Here is a 14,906-nt window from a genome sequence, read left to right on the forward strand (position 1 = left end):
GTCCGCCTCCGGGGCGGGGCCCGGGCCGTCCGCTGCGGTCGCCGTGGCCCCCGGGGCCGCCGGGACCCCGGCCGCCTCCGCGCGGTCGTCGTTCTGCACGGTCATCTCGCCCTGCCGTTTCCTGCGTACGTGAATCAATTGGAGCCAGCCCTGACGGGTGTTGACCGACTCGACGATACAACCGCCCGCTTTCCGATGTTGATGGGTGGGTATTCCCCTGCTGTGGGGACGTGCGCAAGGGTGAAGATCGGACACACTCCGACCGGGTTTGTGATCTAGGGGTTTCAACCTGCACCGGCCCAGGTAGGGTCAGGAAGCGTCCAGCTCCCCTTGGAGGAGGTGAGGACCGTGGCAGCCCACGACGACGACATGAACCGCGGCATCCGGCCGGGACGAGCGTCCGACGACCTCGCGAGCCAGGTTGCCTATTACGAGCAGGAGATCGCCGTCCTGCGGCGCAAGCTCGCCGACTCTCCGCGTCACACGAGGATTCTCGAAGAGCGGATCGTCGAGCTCCAGACCAACCTGGCCGGAGTGTCCGCTCAGAACGAGCGGCTCGCCAACACCCTCCGCGAGGCGCGCGACCAGATCGTCGCCCTCAAGGAGGAGGTCGACCGGCTCGCGCAGCCGCCGGCCGGCTTCGGAGTCTTCCTCAAGGCCAACGACGACGGCACGGCCGACATCTTCACCGGGGGCCGCAAGCTCCGGGTGAACGTCAGCCCCAGCGTCGACGCGGAGGACCTCCGGCGGGGCCAGGAGGTCATGCTCAACGAAGCGCTCAACGTGGTCGAAGCCATGGAGTTCGAACGAGCCGGGGACATCGTCACCCTCAAGGAGATCCTCGAGGACGGCGAGCGCGCCCTGGTCATCGGGCACACCGACGAGGAGCGGGTGGTGAGGCTCGCCGAGCCGCTGCTGGACACCACCATCCGCCCCGGGGACGCCCTGCTCCTCGAACCCCGATCCGGCTACGTCTACGAGATCATCCCGAAGAGCGAGGTCGAGGAGCTCGTCCTCGAAGAGGTCCCGGACATCGACTACACCAAGATCGGCGGTCTGGGGAACCAGATCGAGCTGATCCGCGACGCGGTCGAGCTCCCCTACCTCTACCCCGACCTCTTCAAGGAGCACGAACTGCGGCCGCCCAAGGGCGTGCTGCTGTACGGCCCGCCCGGCTGCGGCAAGACGCTCATCGCCAAGGCCGTCGCCAACTCCCTTGCCAAGAAGGTCGCCGAGGTCACCGGCAAGCCCGCGGGGAAGAGCTTCTTCCTCAACATCAAGGGCCCCGAGCTCCTCAACAAGTACGTCGGGGAGACCGAGCGGCACATCCGGCTGATCTTCCAGCGCGCCCGGGAGAAGGCGAGCGAGGGCACCCCGGTCATCGTGTTCTTCGACGAGATGGACTCCCTCTTCCGCACCCGCGGCTCCGGGGTCAGCTCGGACGTGGAGAACACCATCGTCCCCCAGCTCCTCTCGGAGATCGACGGCGTCGAGGGCCTGGAGAACGTGATCGTGATCGGCGCCTCCAACCGGGAGGACATGATCGACCCGGCGATCCTGCGCCCCGGCCGCCTCGACGTGAAGATCAAGATCGAGCGTCCGGACGCGGAGGCCGCCAAGGACATCTTCTCGAAGTACCTGACCCGGACCCTGCCCATCCACGCGGACGACCTCACCGAGCACGGGGGCGACCCCAAGGCCGCCGTGGCCGGCATGATCCAGTCGGTCGTCGAGCAGATGTACGCCGAGTCCGAGGAGAACCGCTTCCTCGAGGTCACCTACGCCAACGGCGACAAGGAAGTCCTCTATTTCAAGGACTTCAACTCCGGCGCCATGATCCAGAACATCGTGGACCGGGCGAAGAAGATGGCCATCAAGGCCTTCCTCGACCACAACCAGAAGGGTCTGCGCGTCTCCCACCTGCTCGCCGCCTGCGTCGACGAGTTCAAGGAGAACGAGGACCTGCCCAACACCACCAACCCGGACGACTGGGCCCGGATCTCCGGCAAGAAGGGCGAGCGGATCGTCTTCATCCGCACCCTCGTCACCGGGAAGCAGGGCGCCGACACCGGCCGCTCCATCGACACGGTGGCCAATACCGGCCAGTACCTGTAGCACCATCGTCCGGCTGCGGATGTCCCGTGCCCCCGCCCCGGCGGGGGACACGCCCCGGGACAACCGCGGCCGGATGCTTTTTCCCGCCGACCGCGTCGTTTTCCGACGGGTTTCTCGCCAGGATTTCGCCACGGGGAGCGTCCATGGCCCGGGTACGCCACGAACCGGAGCAATGACTGTAATGATCTCCCCACCGCCGCAAAGCCGTTCTAGGCTCTTCGATACCGCCGCACAGCGCGATGGGGGATCGAGGGCCGGACACGGACCGGACGCGCAGCGGTACTTGAGCGCCGACCCCACCAGGGGGCGCCGCCGGGCAAGGAGGGCCGCATGACCGTACGGCGAGTAATGGGCATTGAGACGGAGTACGGGATCTCCGTCCCCGGTCACCCGAACGCCAATGCCATGCTCACCTCGTCCCAGATCGTCAACGCCTACGCCGCGGCGATGCACCGGGCGCGACGCGCCCGCTGGGACTTCGAGGAGGAGAACCCGCTGCGGGACGCCCGGGGCTTCGACCTCGCCCGCGAAGCCGCGGACTCCAGCCAGCTCACCGACGAGGACATCGGCCTCGCCAACGTCATCCTGACCAACGGCGCGCGACTCTACGTCGACCACGCCCATCCCGAGTACAGCTCCCCGGAGATCACCAATCCCCGGGACGCCGTCCTGTGGGACAAGGCCGGCGAGCGGATCATGGCCGAGGCCGCCGAGCGCGCCGCCCAGCTGCCCGGAGCCCAGCCGATCCACCTCTACAAGAACAACACCGACAACAAGGGCGCGTCCTACGGCACCCACGAGAACTACCTGATGAAGCGGGAGACCCCCTTCTCGGACATCGTGCGCCACCTGACGCCCTTCTTCGTCTGCCGTCAGGTGGTCACCGGCGCCGGCCGCGTCGGCATCGGCCAGGACGGCCACGAGCACGGCTTCCAGCTCAGCCAGCGAGCGGACTACTTCGAGGTCGAGGTGGGCCTGGAGACCACGCTCAAGCGGCCGATCATCAACACCCGCGACGAGCCGCACGCCGACGCCGAGAAGTACCGCAGGCTCCACGTGATCATCGGCGACGCCAACCTCTCGGAGATCTCCACCTACCTCAAGCTGGGCACGACCGCGCTGGTCCTGTCCATGATCGAGGACGGCTTCATCGTCTCCGACCTCGCCGTCGACCAGCCGGTGCGCACCCTCCACCAGGTCAGCCACGACCCCACCCTGCAACACCTCATCACGCTCCGCAGCGGCCGCACGCTCACCGCCGTACAGCTCCAGATGGAGTACTGCGAGCTGGCCCGCAAGTACGTCGAGAACCGCTTCGGGGCGGGCGCCGACGAGCAGACGAAGGACGTGCTCGCCCGCTGGGAGGACGTGCTGAACCGGCTGGAGCACGATCCGATGAGCCTGGCCGGCGAGCTGGACTGGGTGGCCAAGCGGGAGCTCCTGGAGGGCTACCGCCGCCGCGACGGCCTGGGCTGGGACGCGGCCCGCCTGCACCTGGTGGACCTGCAGTACGCGGACGTCCGGGCCGACAAGGGCCTGTACAACCGGCTCGCGGCCCGCGGCAAGATGAAGCGGCTGCTGGACGAGACCGAGGTGGAGCGCGCCCGCACGGTCCCGCCCGAGGACACCCGGGCCTACTTCCGCGGCCGCTGCCTGGAGCAGTACGCGGACGACGTGGCCGCGGCCTCCTGGGACTCGGTGATCTTCGACCTCCCGGGCCGTGACTCCCTGCAGCGGGTACCCACCCTGGAGCCGCTGCGCGGCACGCGCAACCACGTCAAGGAGCTGCTCGACCGCTGCCGCACCGCGGAGGAGCTGGTCCGGGTGCTCTCCGGGGGCTGAGCAGGTCTGAGAGGACGGCGTTCAGGGAATCATCACCGTGGTTCCGGGACGTTGTAGCAAGTACAGGGCCGATGTCGGACCCTGCTTGTAGGGTCTGATCTTGCAGGGCTGAGTACGACTGAGTACGTCCGATCTTGTACGTCGAACCGAGCGGGGTGAGGGATATGGCGACCAAGGACACCGGCGGCGGTCAGCAGAAGGCCACGCGATCCACAGAGGACGTCGAGGAGCAGGCGCAGGACGCGCAGGTCTCGGAGGACCTCAAGGAACGGCAGGAGAAGCTGTCGGACGACGTCGACTCCGTGCTGGACGAGATCGACGATGTCCTGGAGGAGAACGCCGAGGACTTCGTGCGCTCCTTCGTCCAGAAGGGCGGCGAGTAGGCGGCTGCCGGCGCCTGTCGATCATGATCATGGGACCGGTAAGGTCCGTGGCGTACTGTGCCCCAGCTCCGACGCGGCCCTGGGGCGGTTCAAGGATCGAGCGGACGTCATGGGGCGGGCCGCTGCATACGTGGAAGGAAACGTGTGGAAGCCAACACTCGTAGCACCGGGCATCTGCCGGCTGCCTTCCTGACCCCCGGTTCCTCGTCGTTCATGGATTTCCTGGCCTCGCACTCCCCGGAGCTGCTCCCGGGCAACCGGCCGCTCCCCGCGGTGCAGGGCGCGGTGGAGATCCCGCACGGCACGACGATCGTCGCGGCGTCGTTCCCCGGCGGCGTGGTGCTGGCCGGTGACCGGCGGGCCACGATGGGCAACATCATCGCCCAGCGTGACATCGAGAAGGTCTTCCCGGCCGACGAGTACTCGGCGGTGGGCATCGCCGGCACGGCCGGCCTGGCCGTGGAGATGGTCAAGCTCTTCCAGCTGGAGCTGGAGCACTTCGAGAAGGTCGAAGGGGTTCAGCTCTCGCTGGAGGGCAAGGCGAACCGGCTGTCGACGATGATCCGCGGCAACCTCGGCATGGCCATGCAGGGCCTGGCCGTGGTGCCGCTGTTCGCCGGCTGGGACGTGGACCGCCAGAAGGGCCGGATCTTCTCCTACGACGTGACCGGCGGGCGCTCGGAGGAGCACGGCTTCGCCGCCACCGGCTCGGGCTCGGTCTTCGCCCGGGGGTCGCTGAAGAAGCTCTTCCGCGAGGATCTGACGGAGGGTCAGGCACTCACGCTCGTCGTCCAGGCGCTCTACGACGCCGCCGACGACGACTCCGCGACCGGCGGACCGGATCTTGCACGTCGTATCTATCCGATCGTCACCGTCATCACCGACGAGGGGTTCCGAAAGCTCACCGAGGCGGAGTGCTCCGAGATCGTCCGGGCGATCCACGACCGGCGGCTCCAGGAGCCGGACGGCCCCCGGGCCGCCCTCCTCTGAGGCCCCGGTCAGCATGTACCCCTCATTGACAGAAAGGGACGGATAACCGGTGTCGACGCCGTTCTACGTATCTCCTCAGCAGGCCATGGCCGACCGCGCCGAGTACGCCCGCAAGGGCATCGCGCGCGGCCGCAGTGTCGTGGTGCTCCAGTACACCGATGGCGTTGTCTTCGTTGCCGAGAACCCGTCCCGGGCCCTGCACAAGGTCAGCGAGATCTACGACCGGATCGCCTTCGCCGCGGTCGGCAAGTACAACGAATTCGAGAACCTGCGGATCGGCGGTGTGCGCTACGCGGATCTGCGGGGTTACACCTACGACCGGGACGACGTCACGGCCCGTGGCCTGGCCAACGTCTACGCACAGACGCTGGGCTCGATCTTCTCCAGCGCCGCCGAGAAGCCCTACGAGGTGGAGCTGATCGTCGCCGAGGTCGGCGCGGGCCCCGAGGACGATCAGATCTACCGGCTGCCGCATGACGGCTCGATCGTGGATGAGCACGGCTCGGTCGCCGTCGGTGGCAATGCCGATCAGATCAGCAGCTACCTCGATCAGCGCCATCGCGACGGGATGACCCTCTCGGAGGCGCTGAAGCTCGCCGTCGAGTCCCTCACCCGCGACAACAACGGCGGCGAGCGCACGCTCACCTCCGAGCAGCTGGAGGTCGCCGTCCTGGACCGGACGCGGCCGCAGCAGCGGAAGTTCAAGCGGCTGCTGGGCCGTCAGCTGTCGCGCCTGCTGGAGGAGGGCACGTCCAGCGGCGGGGCCGCCTCCGGTGACGCCGAGTCCGGTGCGGAGCCGGAGGGTTCGTCCGAGGAGGGCGGCGCGGCCCCGTCCGAGAGCTGATTCTTCTGCTTGCCGAATCACCGTGCGCCCCGTCGGTCACCCCGGCGGGGCGCACTGCTGTCGCCGCCCGGACGCTGCGGGGGTACGCGGGGCTACGGGCGGGCGTAGGCCGTGGTGCCGCGGGTGACGAGCCGGACCGGTAGGGCCTCGGGGGCCGGCGGCCGCCCGTCGAGGACGGCCACGAGGGCGCGCATGCCGGCTTCGCCGACCGCTTCGGCCGGCAGCTGCACGGTGGTCAGCTCGGGCTCGACGGCCGTGGCGAGGGCCAGGTCGGTGAAGCCGGTGACGGAGAGGTCGGCGGGCACGTGCAGGCCCAGCCGGCGGGCCGCCTTGCACGCGCCCGCGGCGAGGACGTCGTCGTCGCAGACGATGGCGGTGGGGCGGTGGCCGGGCTCGGCGAGGGCCTTCTCGGTGGCGCGCAGCCCGTCGGCGACGGTCAGGGGCGCCCGCTCGGTGCGCACCCCGGCGCCGTCCGTCCCGCGCAGGGCCTCGGCCAGCGCCCGGGCGCGGACCCGGAACGTCCAGGTGTCGATGTCCGAGGCGAGGTGCAGGAACCGCCGGTGGCCGAGGCCCAGCAGGTGCTCCGCGACCTGGCGCATGCCGTCGGCGATCTCGGGGTTGACGGTGGCGGAGGCGCCTTCGTGTCCGGGGTCGCTGTCGAGCATGACGAGCGGGAGGCCGCCGCCCCGGATGGATCCGAGGGCCTCGGCGGCCATCGAGGAGGCGAGGACACCGTCGAGGGTGGCGCTGGCGGAGGCGAACGGGTCGCGGGCCGGGCCGGTGCCCTCGGGGGAGAGGTAGAGGACGACGCCGAGGCCGTGCTCGCGGGCCACGCGGACGACGCCGGTGTGGACCCGGGCGAAGAACTCGTTGGTCAGCGCCGGGACGACGAGCAGCACCGTGCGGGTGCGGCCGAGGCGGAGGTCGCGGGCGGCGAGGTTGGGGCGGTAGCCCAGGCTGCGGGCGGCGGAGCGGACGGCCTCGGCGGTGCGCTCGGAGACCCGGCCCCGCCACTTCTCGCCCATGACGAGGGAGACCGTGGCCTGGGAGACGCCTGCGGCCCGGGCGACGTCACGGCTGGTGGCGCGGGCTCCGGCGCGGGGGCCGCGGGCCGTGGGCCACCGCTCGTCGCGGCGCTGCCCTGTCTCGTCGCCGCTGGTCACTGTCGGTGCCTCCCCTATGCCCCAGCCTGCGGCGGTTGGACCCGCAGGCTGCGGCCATGATACGTATGACGCTTCTAGTTATACGTAAAACCCGAGGCTCGGGGAAGAGAGGAAGTCACCGATGGCGGCCGGCTACGGCGAGATGCTCAGAACGCGGCACGCCGCGCGCCTGCTCACAGGCACGCTGGTGGGCCGCCTGCCGAATGCCACGGCCGCGCTCGCGATCCCGCTCTTCGTCCTCGCCGAGGGCGGCAGCTTCGCGTTCGCCGGAGCGCTGTCCGCCGTCTACGGTGTGGCGAACGCCGTCGGCCAGCCCCTGCTGGGCCGGGCCGTCGACCTCTACGGCCAGCCCCGCGTCATGCTTCCGTCGGCCCTGCTGGCCGCGCTCGGCATGGCGGTCTTCGCCGTCACCGGCCCGGAGCCGGCCTTCCTAGCGTACGCGGCCATGGTGGTGTCCGGATTCTTCACCCCGCCGCTGGAGGGCGGCCTGCGGGCGCTGTGGCCCTCGGTCCTCAAGAGCGAGGAGCGGATCCACGCCGCGTACTCCCTGGACGCCATCGCCCAGGAGCTGATGTACGTCGTCGGCCCGCTGATCATCTCCGGCATGGTCGCCGTGTGGTCCCCGGCCGCCGCGCTGTTCGTGATCAACGCCCTCGGCGCCCTGGGCGCGCTCGCCGTCGTCACCTCGAAGCCCTCGCGGGAGTGGCGCAGCGCGCCGCGCGAGGCGCACTGGCTGGGCGCCCTGCGCTCGCCCGGGCTGCGCGTCGTCCTCGGCACGTTCTTCTTCATCGGCACCGCGCTGGGCTCGATCGCCGTGGCGGCGATCGCCTACGGCAAGGACGCCGGCAACGACGCCACCGCCGGGTACATCCTCTCGGCGATCGGCGTGGGCGCCCTCATCGGCGGCACGGTCTACGGCCACCGCCAGTGGCCGGGCACGCCCGAGCAGCGCCTGCGGCTCCTCGTGGCCGGGCTCGCGGTCTGCTACCTGCCGCTGCTGGTGGTCCCCGGCACCCTGATGATGACGGTGCTCGCCGGTGTGGCCGGCATCTTCCTGGCCCCCTGCCTGGCCTGCGCCTTCGTCGTCGTGGACCGGCACGCGCCGCGCGGCACCGTCACGGAGGCCTTCTCCTGGCTGGTGACCTCCTTCGGCGTGGGCGCCGCCATCGGCTCCGGCGTGGTCGGCCCGGCGGTCCAGAGCGGCGGTGCGCGGGCCGGTTACCTGGTCGCCGTGGGCGGCGGCGCGGCGGCGCTGCTCGTCATGGTGGCGGCGCGCCGGTGGCTGCAGGCTCCCGCGACCCCGTCGCCCATCGTGGCCCGGTCGGAAAATGATCGGAACGGTGCGGTCGAACCCGGTTTCAGCGCAGGGCATCAGGCGTAATGTTCAGGCATGGACCGCCGCATTTTCGGGCTGGAGAACGAGTACGGCGTCACGTGCACCTTCAGGGGACAGCGCCGGCTGTCGCCTGACGAAGTGGCGCGCTACCTCTTCCGCCGTGTCGTTTCCTGGGGCCGCAGCAGCAATGTCTTCCTGCGCAACGGAGCGCGTCTCTACCTGGATGTGGGTTCGCACCCCGAATACGCAACTCCGGAGTGCGACAGCGTGGTCGAGCTGGTCACCCACGACAAGGCGGGGGAGCGCATTCTCGAGGGCCTGCTCGTCGACGCCGAGCGGCGCCTGCACGAGGAGGGGATCGCGGGCGACGTCTACCTCTTCAAGAACAACACCGACTCCGCCGGGAACTCCTACGGCTGCCACGAGAACTATCTCGTCGCGCGGCACGGGGAGTTCTCGCGTCTTGCGGACATCCTCATCCCCTTCCTGGTGACGCGGCAGCTGCTGTGCGGGGCGGGGAAGGTCCTGCAGACGCCCCGCGGCGCGGTCTACTGCGTCAGCCAGCGTGCGGAGCACATCTGGGAGGGCGTCAGCTCGGCGACCACCCGCTCCCGCCCGATCATCAACACCCGCGACGAGCCGCACGCCGACGCCGAGCGCTACCGCCGCCTGCACGTCATCGTCGGCGACTCCAACATGTCCGAGACGACGATGCTGCTGAAGGTCGGCGCGACGGACCTGGTGCTGCGCATGATCGAGGCGGGCACGGTCATGCGCGACCTCACGCTGGAGAATCCGATCCGGGCCATCCGCGAGGTCAGCCACGACATCACGGGCCGGCGGAAGGTCCGGCTCGCGAGCGGGCGCGAGGCCTCGGCCCTGGAGGTCCAGCAGGAGTACTACGAGAAGGCCGTGGACTTCTGCGAGCGCCGCGGCATCCGCACCGGCACGGTGGAGCGGGTCCTGGAGCTGTGGGGCCGCACCCTGGAGGCCGTCCGGGACGAGGACCTGGACCGGATCTCCACCGAGATCGACTGGGTGATGAAGTACCAGCTCATCGAGCAGTACCGGGCGAAGAACAACATCACCATGTCGCACCCGAGGGTCGCGCAGATAGACCTCGCGTACCACGACATCCACCGCCGCCGCGGGCTGTACTACCTGCTGGAGAAGCGCGGCCGGGCGGCCCGGGTGTGCAACGACCTGAAGATCTTCGAGGGCAAGTCCGTGCCCCCGCAGACCACGCGGGCGCGGCTGCGGGGCGACTTCATCCGCCGCGCACAGGAGCAGCGGCGCGACTTCACGGTCGACTGGGTGCACCTGAAGCTCAATGACCAGGCGCAGCGGACGGTGCTGTGCAAGGACCCCTTCCGGTCGGTGGACGACCGGGTGGAGAAGCTCATCGCCGGGATGTGAGCGGGCGGGGTGCGCCGGGCCGCGGGGCCCGGCGTACCACCGTGTCGGGCAGGGTTGATCACACAGGATCAAGCCGTAAAGTGGCGGGCACTGCTCTGCCACCCCCTAGCCCGAGTTGGACTGATGAACCTCACGATGAACACGCGTCGCCTGGCCGCGGCGCTGGCCGTGCCTGTCCTGTTGTTCTCCGCTGCCGCGTGCGGTGATGACAAAGGCTCGTCCGAGGCCGAGGTCTCGGTGAAGGGGGACTTCGGCCAGAAGCCCGAGATCTCCGTGGAGAAGGGGTCGAAGCCGGGCGACGAGCTCACGGTCAAGACGCTGTCGGAGGGCAAGGGCGACAAGGTCGAGAAGGGCAGCTTCGTCCGCCTCGACTTCGCCGTGCAGAGCATGAAGGACGACAAGCCGCTGGGCGGTTCCTGGTCGAGCCAGGGGCAGACGCCGGGCGGCAAGGACGTGCGCCGCCAGGACGTCTTCGCCGCGGGCCAGCCGGGCCAGCAGGTGCCCGCGAAGGTGGCCGACGCCGTGATCGGGCAGCGGGCCGGCAGCCGGGTCGAGGTCGTGGGCACGGTGAAGGAGACCATCGGCGAGCAGGTCAACCCGCAGCTGGGCCTGGAGCCGGAGGACGGCCTGGTCTGGGTCGTCGACGTGGTCGGCGCCCAGAAGGTCGACCCGAAGAGCGAGGTCAAGGGCGACCAGGCCAAGCCGGACGAGGGCATGCCCGAGGTGAAGGTGCTCCCGCAGAAGGCCGCGGAGATCACCATTCCCAAGGACACCAAGGCGCCCTCGGACCTCAAGGAGCAGGTGCTGATCAAGGGCACCGGCCCGGAGATCAAGGCGGGCGAGGGGCTGATCGCCCAGTACACCGGGGTGAAGTGGGAGGACGGCAAGAAGTTCGACTCCTCCTGGGACCACTCGGGGGCGACGAGCTTCCAGATCGGCACCGGCTCGGTCGTCCAGGGCTGGGACAAGGGCCTGGTCGGCAAGCACGTCGGGGACCGGGTGGAGCTGGTGATCCCGCCCAAGCTGGGCTACGAGGGCCAGGCCGGCAGCGGCCTGGACAAGAACACGCTGGTGTTCGTCGTCGACATCGTGGGCAAGGTCTGATCTTTGACCGGGATCTGCCAGACTTGCACGGTTGTCTACAAGATTCGTTCGTAGGAGCACTTTCGTGAGCATCGACAAGCCCGAGATTGATTTCCCCGAGGGCCCGGAGCCCACTGATCTGGAGATCACGGAGGTCTGGGAGGGCGACGGCGCCGAGGCCAAGGCCGGCCAGATGGTGCGCGTTCACTACGTGGGCGTGGCCTTCTCCACCGGCGAGGAGTTCGACGCCAGCTGGAACCGCGGCACGCCGCTGGAGTTCAAGCTGGGCGCCGGCAAGGTCATCACGGGCTGGGACCAGGGCATCCAGGGCATGAAGGTCGGTGGCCGCCGCAAGCTGGTCATCCCGCCGCACCTGGCGTACGGCGAGCGCGGCGCCGGTGGCGGCGTCATCGCCCCGGGCGAGTCGCTGATCTTCGTCTGCGACCTGATCGCCGTCGCGGGCTGACCCCGCATCGCGGGCCGAGGCCCCACGCCTGCGGGCGTGGGGCCTCGGCTTTTGCGCTCGCAGGCCGGAGCGGTACGGTCAGCGGTTGAGAGCACAAGTAGAGAGGGCGTCGATGGCGATTGCCAAGGCCGAGCGGCTGATGAACCTGGCGCTGTGCCTGCTGGGGACGCGCCGTCCGCTGAGCAAGCGGGAGCTCAGGGGCTCCATCGAGGCCTACCTCGAAGCCTTCGGGCCGGGGAACGGCACGGCGTCCGGCACGGCCTCCGGAGCCCCGGACAACGCCGCGGGCAGCGATGACGCCTTCAACCGCATGTTCGAGCGTGACAAGGACGACCTGCGCGAGCTCGGCCTGATCATCGAGACGGTGGAGAGCGTCGACGGCGAGACCGGCTATCTGGCCCGCCGCGACAGCAACCGCCTGCCCCCCATCACGCTGGACGTCGAGGAGGCGGCCGCCCTGGGCCTGGCCGCCAGCGTCTGGCAGCAGGCCCGCCTTGCCGCCGCGGCCAGCGGGGCGCTGCAGAAGCTGCGCGCCGCCGGGATGCCGCTCGCGGAGGAGGCCTACGGCCACAGCGCCCTGGAGACGCGGATCCCGGTCCACGAGGCGGCCTTCGAGCCGCTGATGCTGGCCGCGCGCGACCGGCGCCCGGTCGTCTTCGACTACCGCAAGGCGAATTCGGCCCGCCCCGAGCAGCGCCACGTCGAGCCGTGGACGCTGGAGTGCTGGCGCGGCCACTGGTACCTGGCGGGCTGGGACCGCGACCGCAAGGCGGAGCGCGTCTTCCGGCTGTCCCGGATCACCGGCAAGGTGCGGTCGCGGGGCATCCCCTTCACGGCCCCGGTGCCCGACCACGTGACGGTCCGCGAGACCGTCGAGCGCTGGGCCGGCGAGACGGCGACGAGCACGGCCCTGATCAAGGTGCGGGCGGACCACGGGTACCCGCTGCGGGCCCGGGCCCTGGCCACGCGCGAGCTGGGCGACGGCTGGGACGAGCTGGAGATCCCCTACGGGCACGGGCTGGACGCCTGGCTCGTGGAGTTCGGGCCGGACGTGGTGGTGCTGGAACCGGCGGAGCTGCGGGCCGAGGTGCTCGACCGGCTGCGCGCCGTGGCCAAGGGCTGAGACAGCGGATACGGGCCGAAGGGCCCGCGACGAGGGCTGAGAGGAACGGACCGACTTCTGATGGCCGGAAACGCCATTGACCAGACGCGGCGGATGCTGTCGCTGGTCACCTACCTGCGGGAGCGCCCCGGCGCCCGGGTCACCGACGTGGCGCGCGCCTTCGGGATCACCGAGGACGAGCTGATCGGCGACCTCGACGTCCTGCCGATGTGCGGCACCAGCTTCCGCGGCGGTGACCTGCTGGACATCGACACCGACGGCGACCGCATCTGGTGGCACAACCCGGACGCCTCGGGCAGCAGCACGGGCGAGCCCCTGCGGCTGGCGGCGGACGAGGCCACCGCCCTGCTGGTGGCCGCGCGCGCGGTGGCCACGCTGCCCGGTCTGCGGGAGAGCGGCCGGCAGGCGCTGGTGCGGGCCACCGCGAAGATCGAGGCCGCGGCCGGCGAGGCGGCGGGCGCGAGCTCCCGGCTGTCGGTGACCTTCGAGTCCGAGGGCGGCGTCTTCGCTGACGTCGACCGGGCGATCGCCGAGCGCCGCCGCGTGTGGATCAAGTACTACTCGCCCGCGCGCGACGAGCTCACCGAGCGCGAGGTCGACCCCGTCCGGCTGTTCGTCGTGGGCCACACCTATATGGAGGCGTGGTGCCGGCTCTCGGAGGCCCGGCGCACCTTCCGCCTGGACCGGGTGGCCGAAATCCGGCTGCTCGACGAGGTGTCCGACCCGCCGCCGGTCGAGCTGCGCGACCTGTCCGAGGGGCTGGTGCAGCCGGCCGCGGAGGACCCGGAGGTCGTGATCGAGGTCGGCCCCGGCGGCCGCTGGGTCGCCGAGTACTACCCGCACGACAGCGCCGAGGAGCAGCCCGACGGGGGTCTGCGGATCACGCTGCGCACCCCGGACCCGGCCTCGCTGCGCCGGCTCGCGCTGCGGCTCGGCGGTGACGGGCGGATCGTCTCGCCGGCCGGGCTGGCGGTCAGCGCGCGGGACGCGGCCCGTGAGGCCCTTGCGGCGTACGGGGAGTGACGGTGGACGCGATGCACGGGAGAGTGCCGGGGGCCGCGCTGTTCAAGGCGGCCTGCCCCGACTGCCGCGGCCGCTTCGAGCTGGCCGCGAGTGCGCTGCGGCTGGCGATCGGCGGCAGCCGGCGGACCACCTTCTACTCCTTCACCTGCCCGGACTGCGGTACCGCGGTGCGCAAGCCGGCGGGGGAGCGGATCGTCGAGCTGCTCACCGGCGGCGGGGTGCGGACGCTCCGGCTGCACTCGACGGTGTGATCCCCGGACCGCCGCCGGGCCCGGTGCGTACGACAGTCCGTACGAAACACTCCGATAAACAGTTGTTTTGAGCCATTCCGACATCCCGATAGGTTCACCTCATGTTCTGGCCCATGCTCGCCGTCGCCCTCGCCTTCCTGGGGATCGCCGTCCTCGGAGTGCTGGCCGCCCGGGTGCTGGTCGAAGTGCGGCGGCTGGCGCGCCAGGTGTCGGAGAGCTCACAGCGGATCAGCCGGGCCGCGGAGGACCTGGAGCGGGCCGCGACGCCGCTCGCCGCGGCGAGTGCGCAGGCCGCGCACACTTTGCGCCAGGAATGAGCGGTTCTGACAACGTCGCTCCCGCTCTCTCCTGGGGCCGCTGACCGGGCGGTACGCTGTTTCGGCGGCCCCGGCGACGAGGCGGGGGGCCGCATCCGGGAGTACGCAAGGGGATTGCCCAGCGTTTACCCCTGCGCGTTACGATCGCTGCCGTACGGCTGATGGACAAATGTCCGATCAGTCGGCAGTACCCCACCCCATGCCGCCTCGGTGAGAAGGTAAACGCAAATGTTCGGTAGGCTCGGCGCCCCCGAGATCATCCTCATTCTCGTCGTCATCGTCCTGCTGTTCGGTGCGAAGAAGCTCCCGGACATGGCGCGTTCCCTCGGCAAGTCCGCCCGCATCCTCAAGAGCGAGGCGAAGGCCATGAAGTCGGAGGGCCAGGACAACGCCTCCGCCCCGGCCGACCCGCCCGCCGGCCAGGCCCCCCGTACGATCAAGGCGGCTCCCGGCGATGTGGCCGGCGCGCGTCCGGTCACCGAGCCGAGCGACCGCTCCACGCAGCACTGACCAGCGCCGTACGGCGCTGACCAGCACTTTTTCAGGGACGATCG

The 14,906-nt window shown here is 70.3% G+C and carries 15 protein-coding genes and 1 pseudogene; 15 read left to right on the forward strand and 1 reads right to left on the reverse strand.

All coding sequences use genetic code 11. The features are described 5' to 3' along the window. Positions 1-348: 348 nt before the first annotated feature. The 6 genes and pseudogenes from arc (at position 349) to prcA (ending at position 6,174) form a co-directional block, all read left to right on the forward strand. Positions 349-2,115, forward strand: coding sequence for a proteasome ATPase (arc, locus tag NQU55_RS29890; RefSeq protein WP_256791511.1), 1,767 nt, complete (start codon positions 349-351; stop codon positions 2,113-2,115). A gap of 330 nt (positions 2,116-2,445) precedes the next feature. Then, entirely contained in the window at positions 2,446-3,957 is a 1,512-nt protein-coding gene (gene dop / locus NQU55_RS29895) for a depupylase/deamidase Dop (protein WP_168094217.1), read from the forward strand. A 164-nt stretch (positions 3,958-4,121) separates the two neighbouring features. After that, on the forward strand, positions 4,122-4,340 hold the full coding sequence (locus NQU55_RS29900) for a ubiquitin-like protein Pup (RefSeq protein WP_058045164.1): 219 nt from the start codon (positions 4,122-4,124) through the stop codon (positions 4,338-4,340). A 10-nt stretch (positions 4,341-4,350) separates the two neighbouring features. Further along, positions 4,351-4,533: pseudogene (locus tag NQU55_RS29905) on the forward strand (endonuclease domain-containing protein); the annotation flags it as partial. Next, positions 4,485-5,330: a proteasome subunit beta gene (gene prcB, locus NQU55_RS29910; protein ID WP_168094219.1), complete on the forward strand. Its 846-nt coding sequence runs from the start codon at positions 4,485-4,487 to the stop codon at positions 5,328-5,330. The pseudogene NQU55_RS29905 and the gene prcB, both read left to right, overlap by 49 nt. Positions 5,331-5,379: 49 nt before the next feature. Then, a complete protein-coding gene (gene prcA / locus NQU55_RS29915; protein ID WP_168094220.1) occupies positions 5,380-6,174 on the forward strand; it encodes a proteasome subunit alpha in 795 nt (264 codons plus the stop codon). A 92-nt stretch (positions 6,175-6,266) separates the two neighbouring features. Here the strand turns inward: prcA and NQU55_RS29920 are convergent, their stop codons facing one another. Further along, on the reverse strand, positions 6,267-7,337 hold the full coding sequence (locus NQU55_RS29920; protein ID WP_168094221.1) for a LacI family DNA-binding transcriptional regulator: 1,071 nt from the start codon (positions 7,335-7,337) through the stop codon (positions 6,267-6,269). A 121-nt stretch (positions 7,338-7,458) separates the two neighbouring features. Between NQU55_RS29920 and NQU55_RS29925 the strand changes: the two genes are divergently transcribed. The 9 genes from NQU55_RS29925 (at position 7,459) to tatA (ending at position 14,862) form a co-directional block, all read left to right on the forward strand. After that, positions 7,459-8,718 carry an MFS transporter gene (locus NQU55_RS29925; RefSeq protein ID WP_168094222.1) on the forward strand — a complete coding sequence of 420 codons (1,260 nt, stop codon included), beginning with the start codon at positions 7,459-7,461 and terminating at the stop codon, positions 8,716-8,718. Positions 8,719-8,727: 9 nt separating this feature from the next. Continuing rightward, on the forward strand, positions 8,728-10,089 hold the full coding sequence (gene pafA / locus NQU55_RS29930) for a Pup--protein ligase (protein WP_168094223.1): 1,362 nt from the start codon (positions 8,728-8,730) through the stop codon (positions 10,087-10,089). Positions 10,090-10,224: 135 nt separating this feature from the next. Then, on the forward strand, positions 10,225-11,193 hold the full coding sequence (locus NQU55_RS29935) for an FKBP-type peptidyl-prolyl cis-trans isomerase (protein WP_240976566.1): 969 nt from the start codon (positions 10,225-10,227) through the stop codon (positions 11,191-11,193). 64 nt (positions 11,194-11,257) lie between these two features. Beyond that, a complete protein-coding gene (locus NQU55_RS29940; RefSeq protein ID WP_168094224.1) occupies positions 11,258-11,638 on the forward strand; it encodes an FKBP-type peptidyl-prolyl cis-trans isomerase in 381 nt (126 codons plus the stop codon). Positions 11,639-11,750: 112 nt separating this feature from the next. After that, the gene (locus tag NQU55_RS29945; RefSeq protein WP_256791512.1) at positions 11,751-12,761 is read left to right on the forward strand and encodes a helix-turn-helix transcriptional regulator; all 1,011 of its coding nucleotides are present in this window, start codon (positions 11,751-11,753) and stop codon (positions 12,759-12,761) included. 60 nt (positions 12,762-12,821) lie between these two features. After that, positions 12,822-13,784 carry a helix-turn-helix transcriptional regulator gene (locus NQU55_RS29950; RefSeq protein ID WP_168096872.1) on the forward strand — a complete coding sequence of 321 codons (963 nt, stop codon included), beginning with the start codon at positions 12,822-12,824 and terminating at the stop codon, positions 13,782-13,784. An 11-nt stretch (positions 13,785-13,795) separates the two neighbouring features. After that, on the forward strand, positions 13,796-14,035 hold the full coding sequence (locus tag NQU55_RS29955; RefSeq protein WP_256791523.1) for a phage terminase large subunit family protein: 240 nt from the start codon (positions 13,796-13,798) through the stop codon (positions 14,033-14,035). A gap of 101 nt (positions 14,036-14,136) precedes the next feature. Further along, positions 14,137-14,352 (forward strand): hypothetical protein, encoded by a 216-nt coding sequence (locus NQU55_RS29960; RefSeq protein ID WP_058045174.1) that lies wholly within the window; start codon positions 14,137-14,139, stop codon positions 14,350-14,352. 228 nt (positions 14,353-14,580) lie between these two features. Continuing rightward, a complete protein-coding gene (tatA, locus tag NQU55_RS29965; protein ID WP_168096926.1) occupies positions 14,581-14,862 on the forward strand; it encodes a Sec-independent protein translocase subunit TatA in 282 nt (93 codons plus the stop codon). The last annotated feature ends 44 nt before the right edge of the window (positions 14,863-14,906 follow it).

The sequence above is a fragment of the Streptomyces telluris genome (assembly GCF_024519335.1).
GTDB lineage: Bacteria > Actinomycetota > Actinomycetes > Streptomycetales > Streptomycetaceae > Streptomyces > Streptomyces telluris.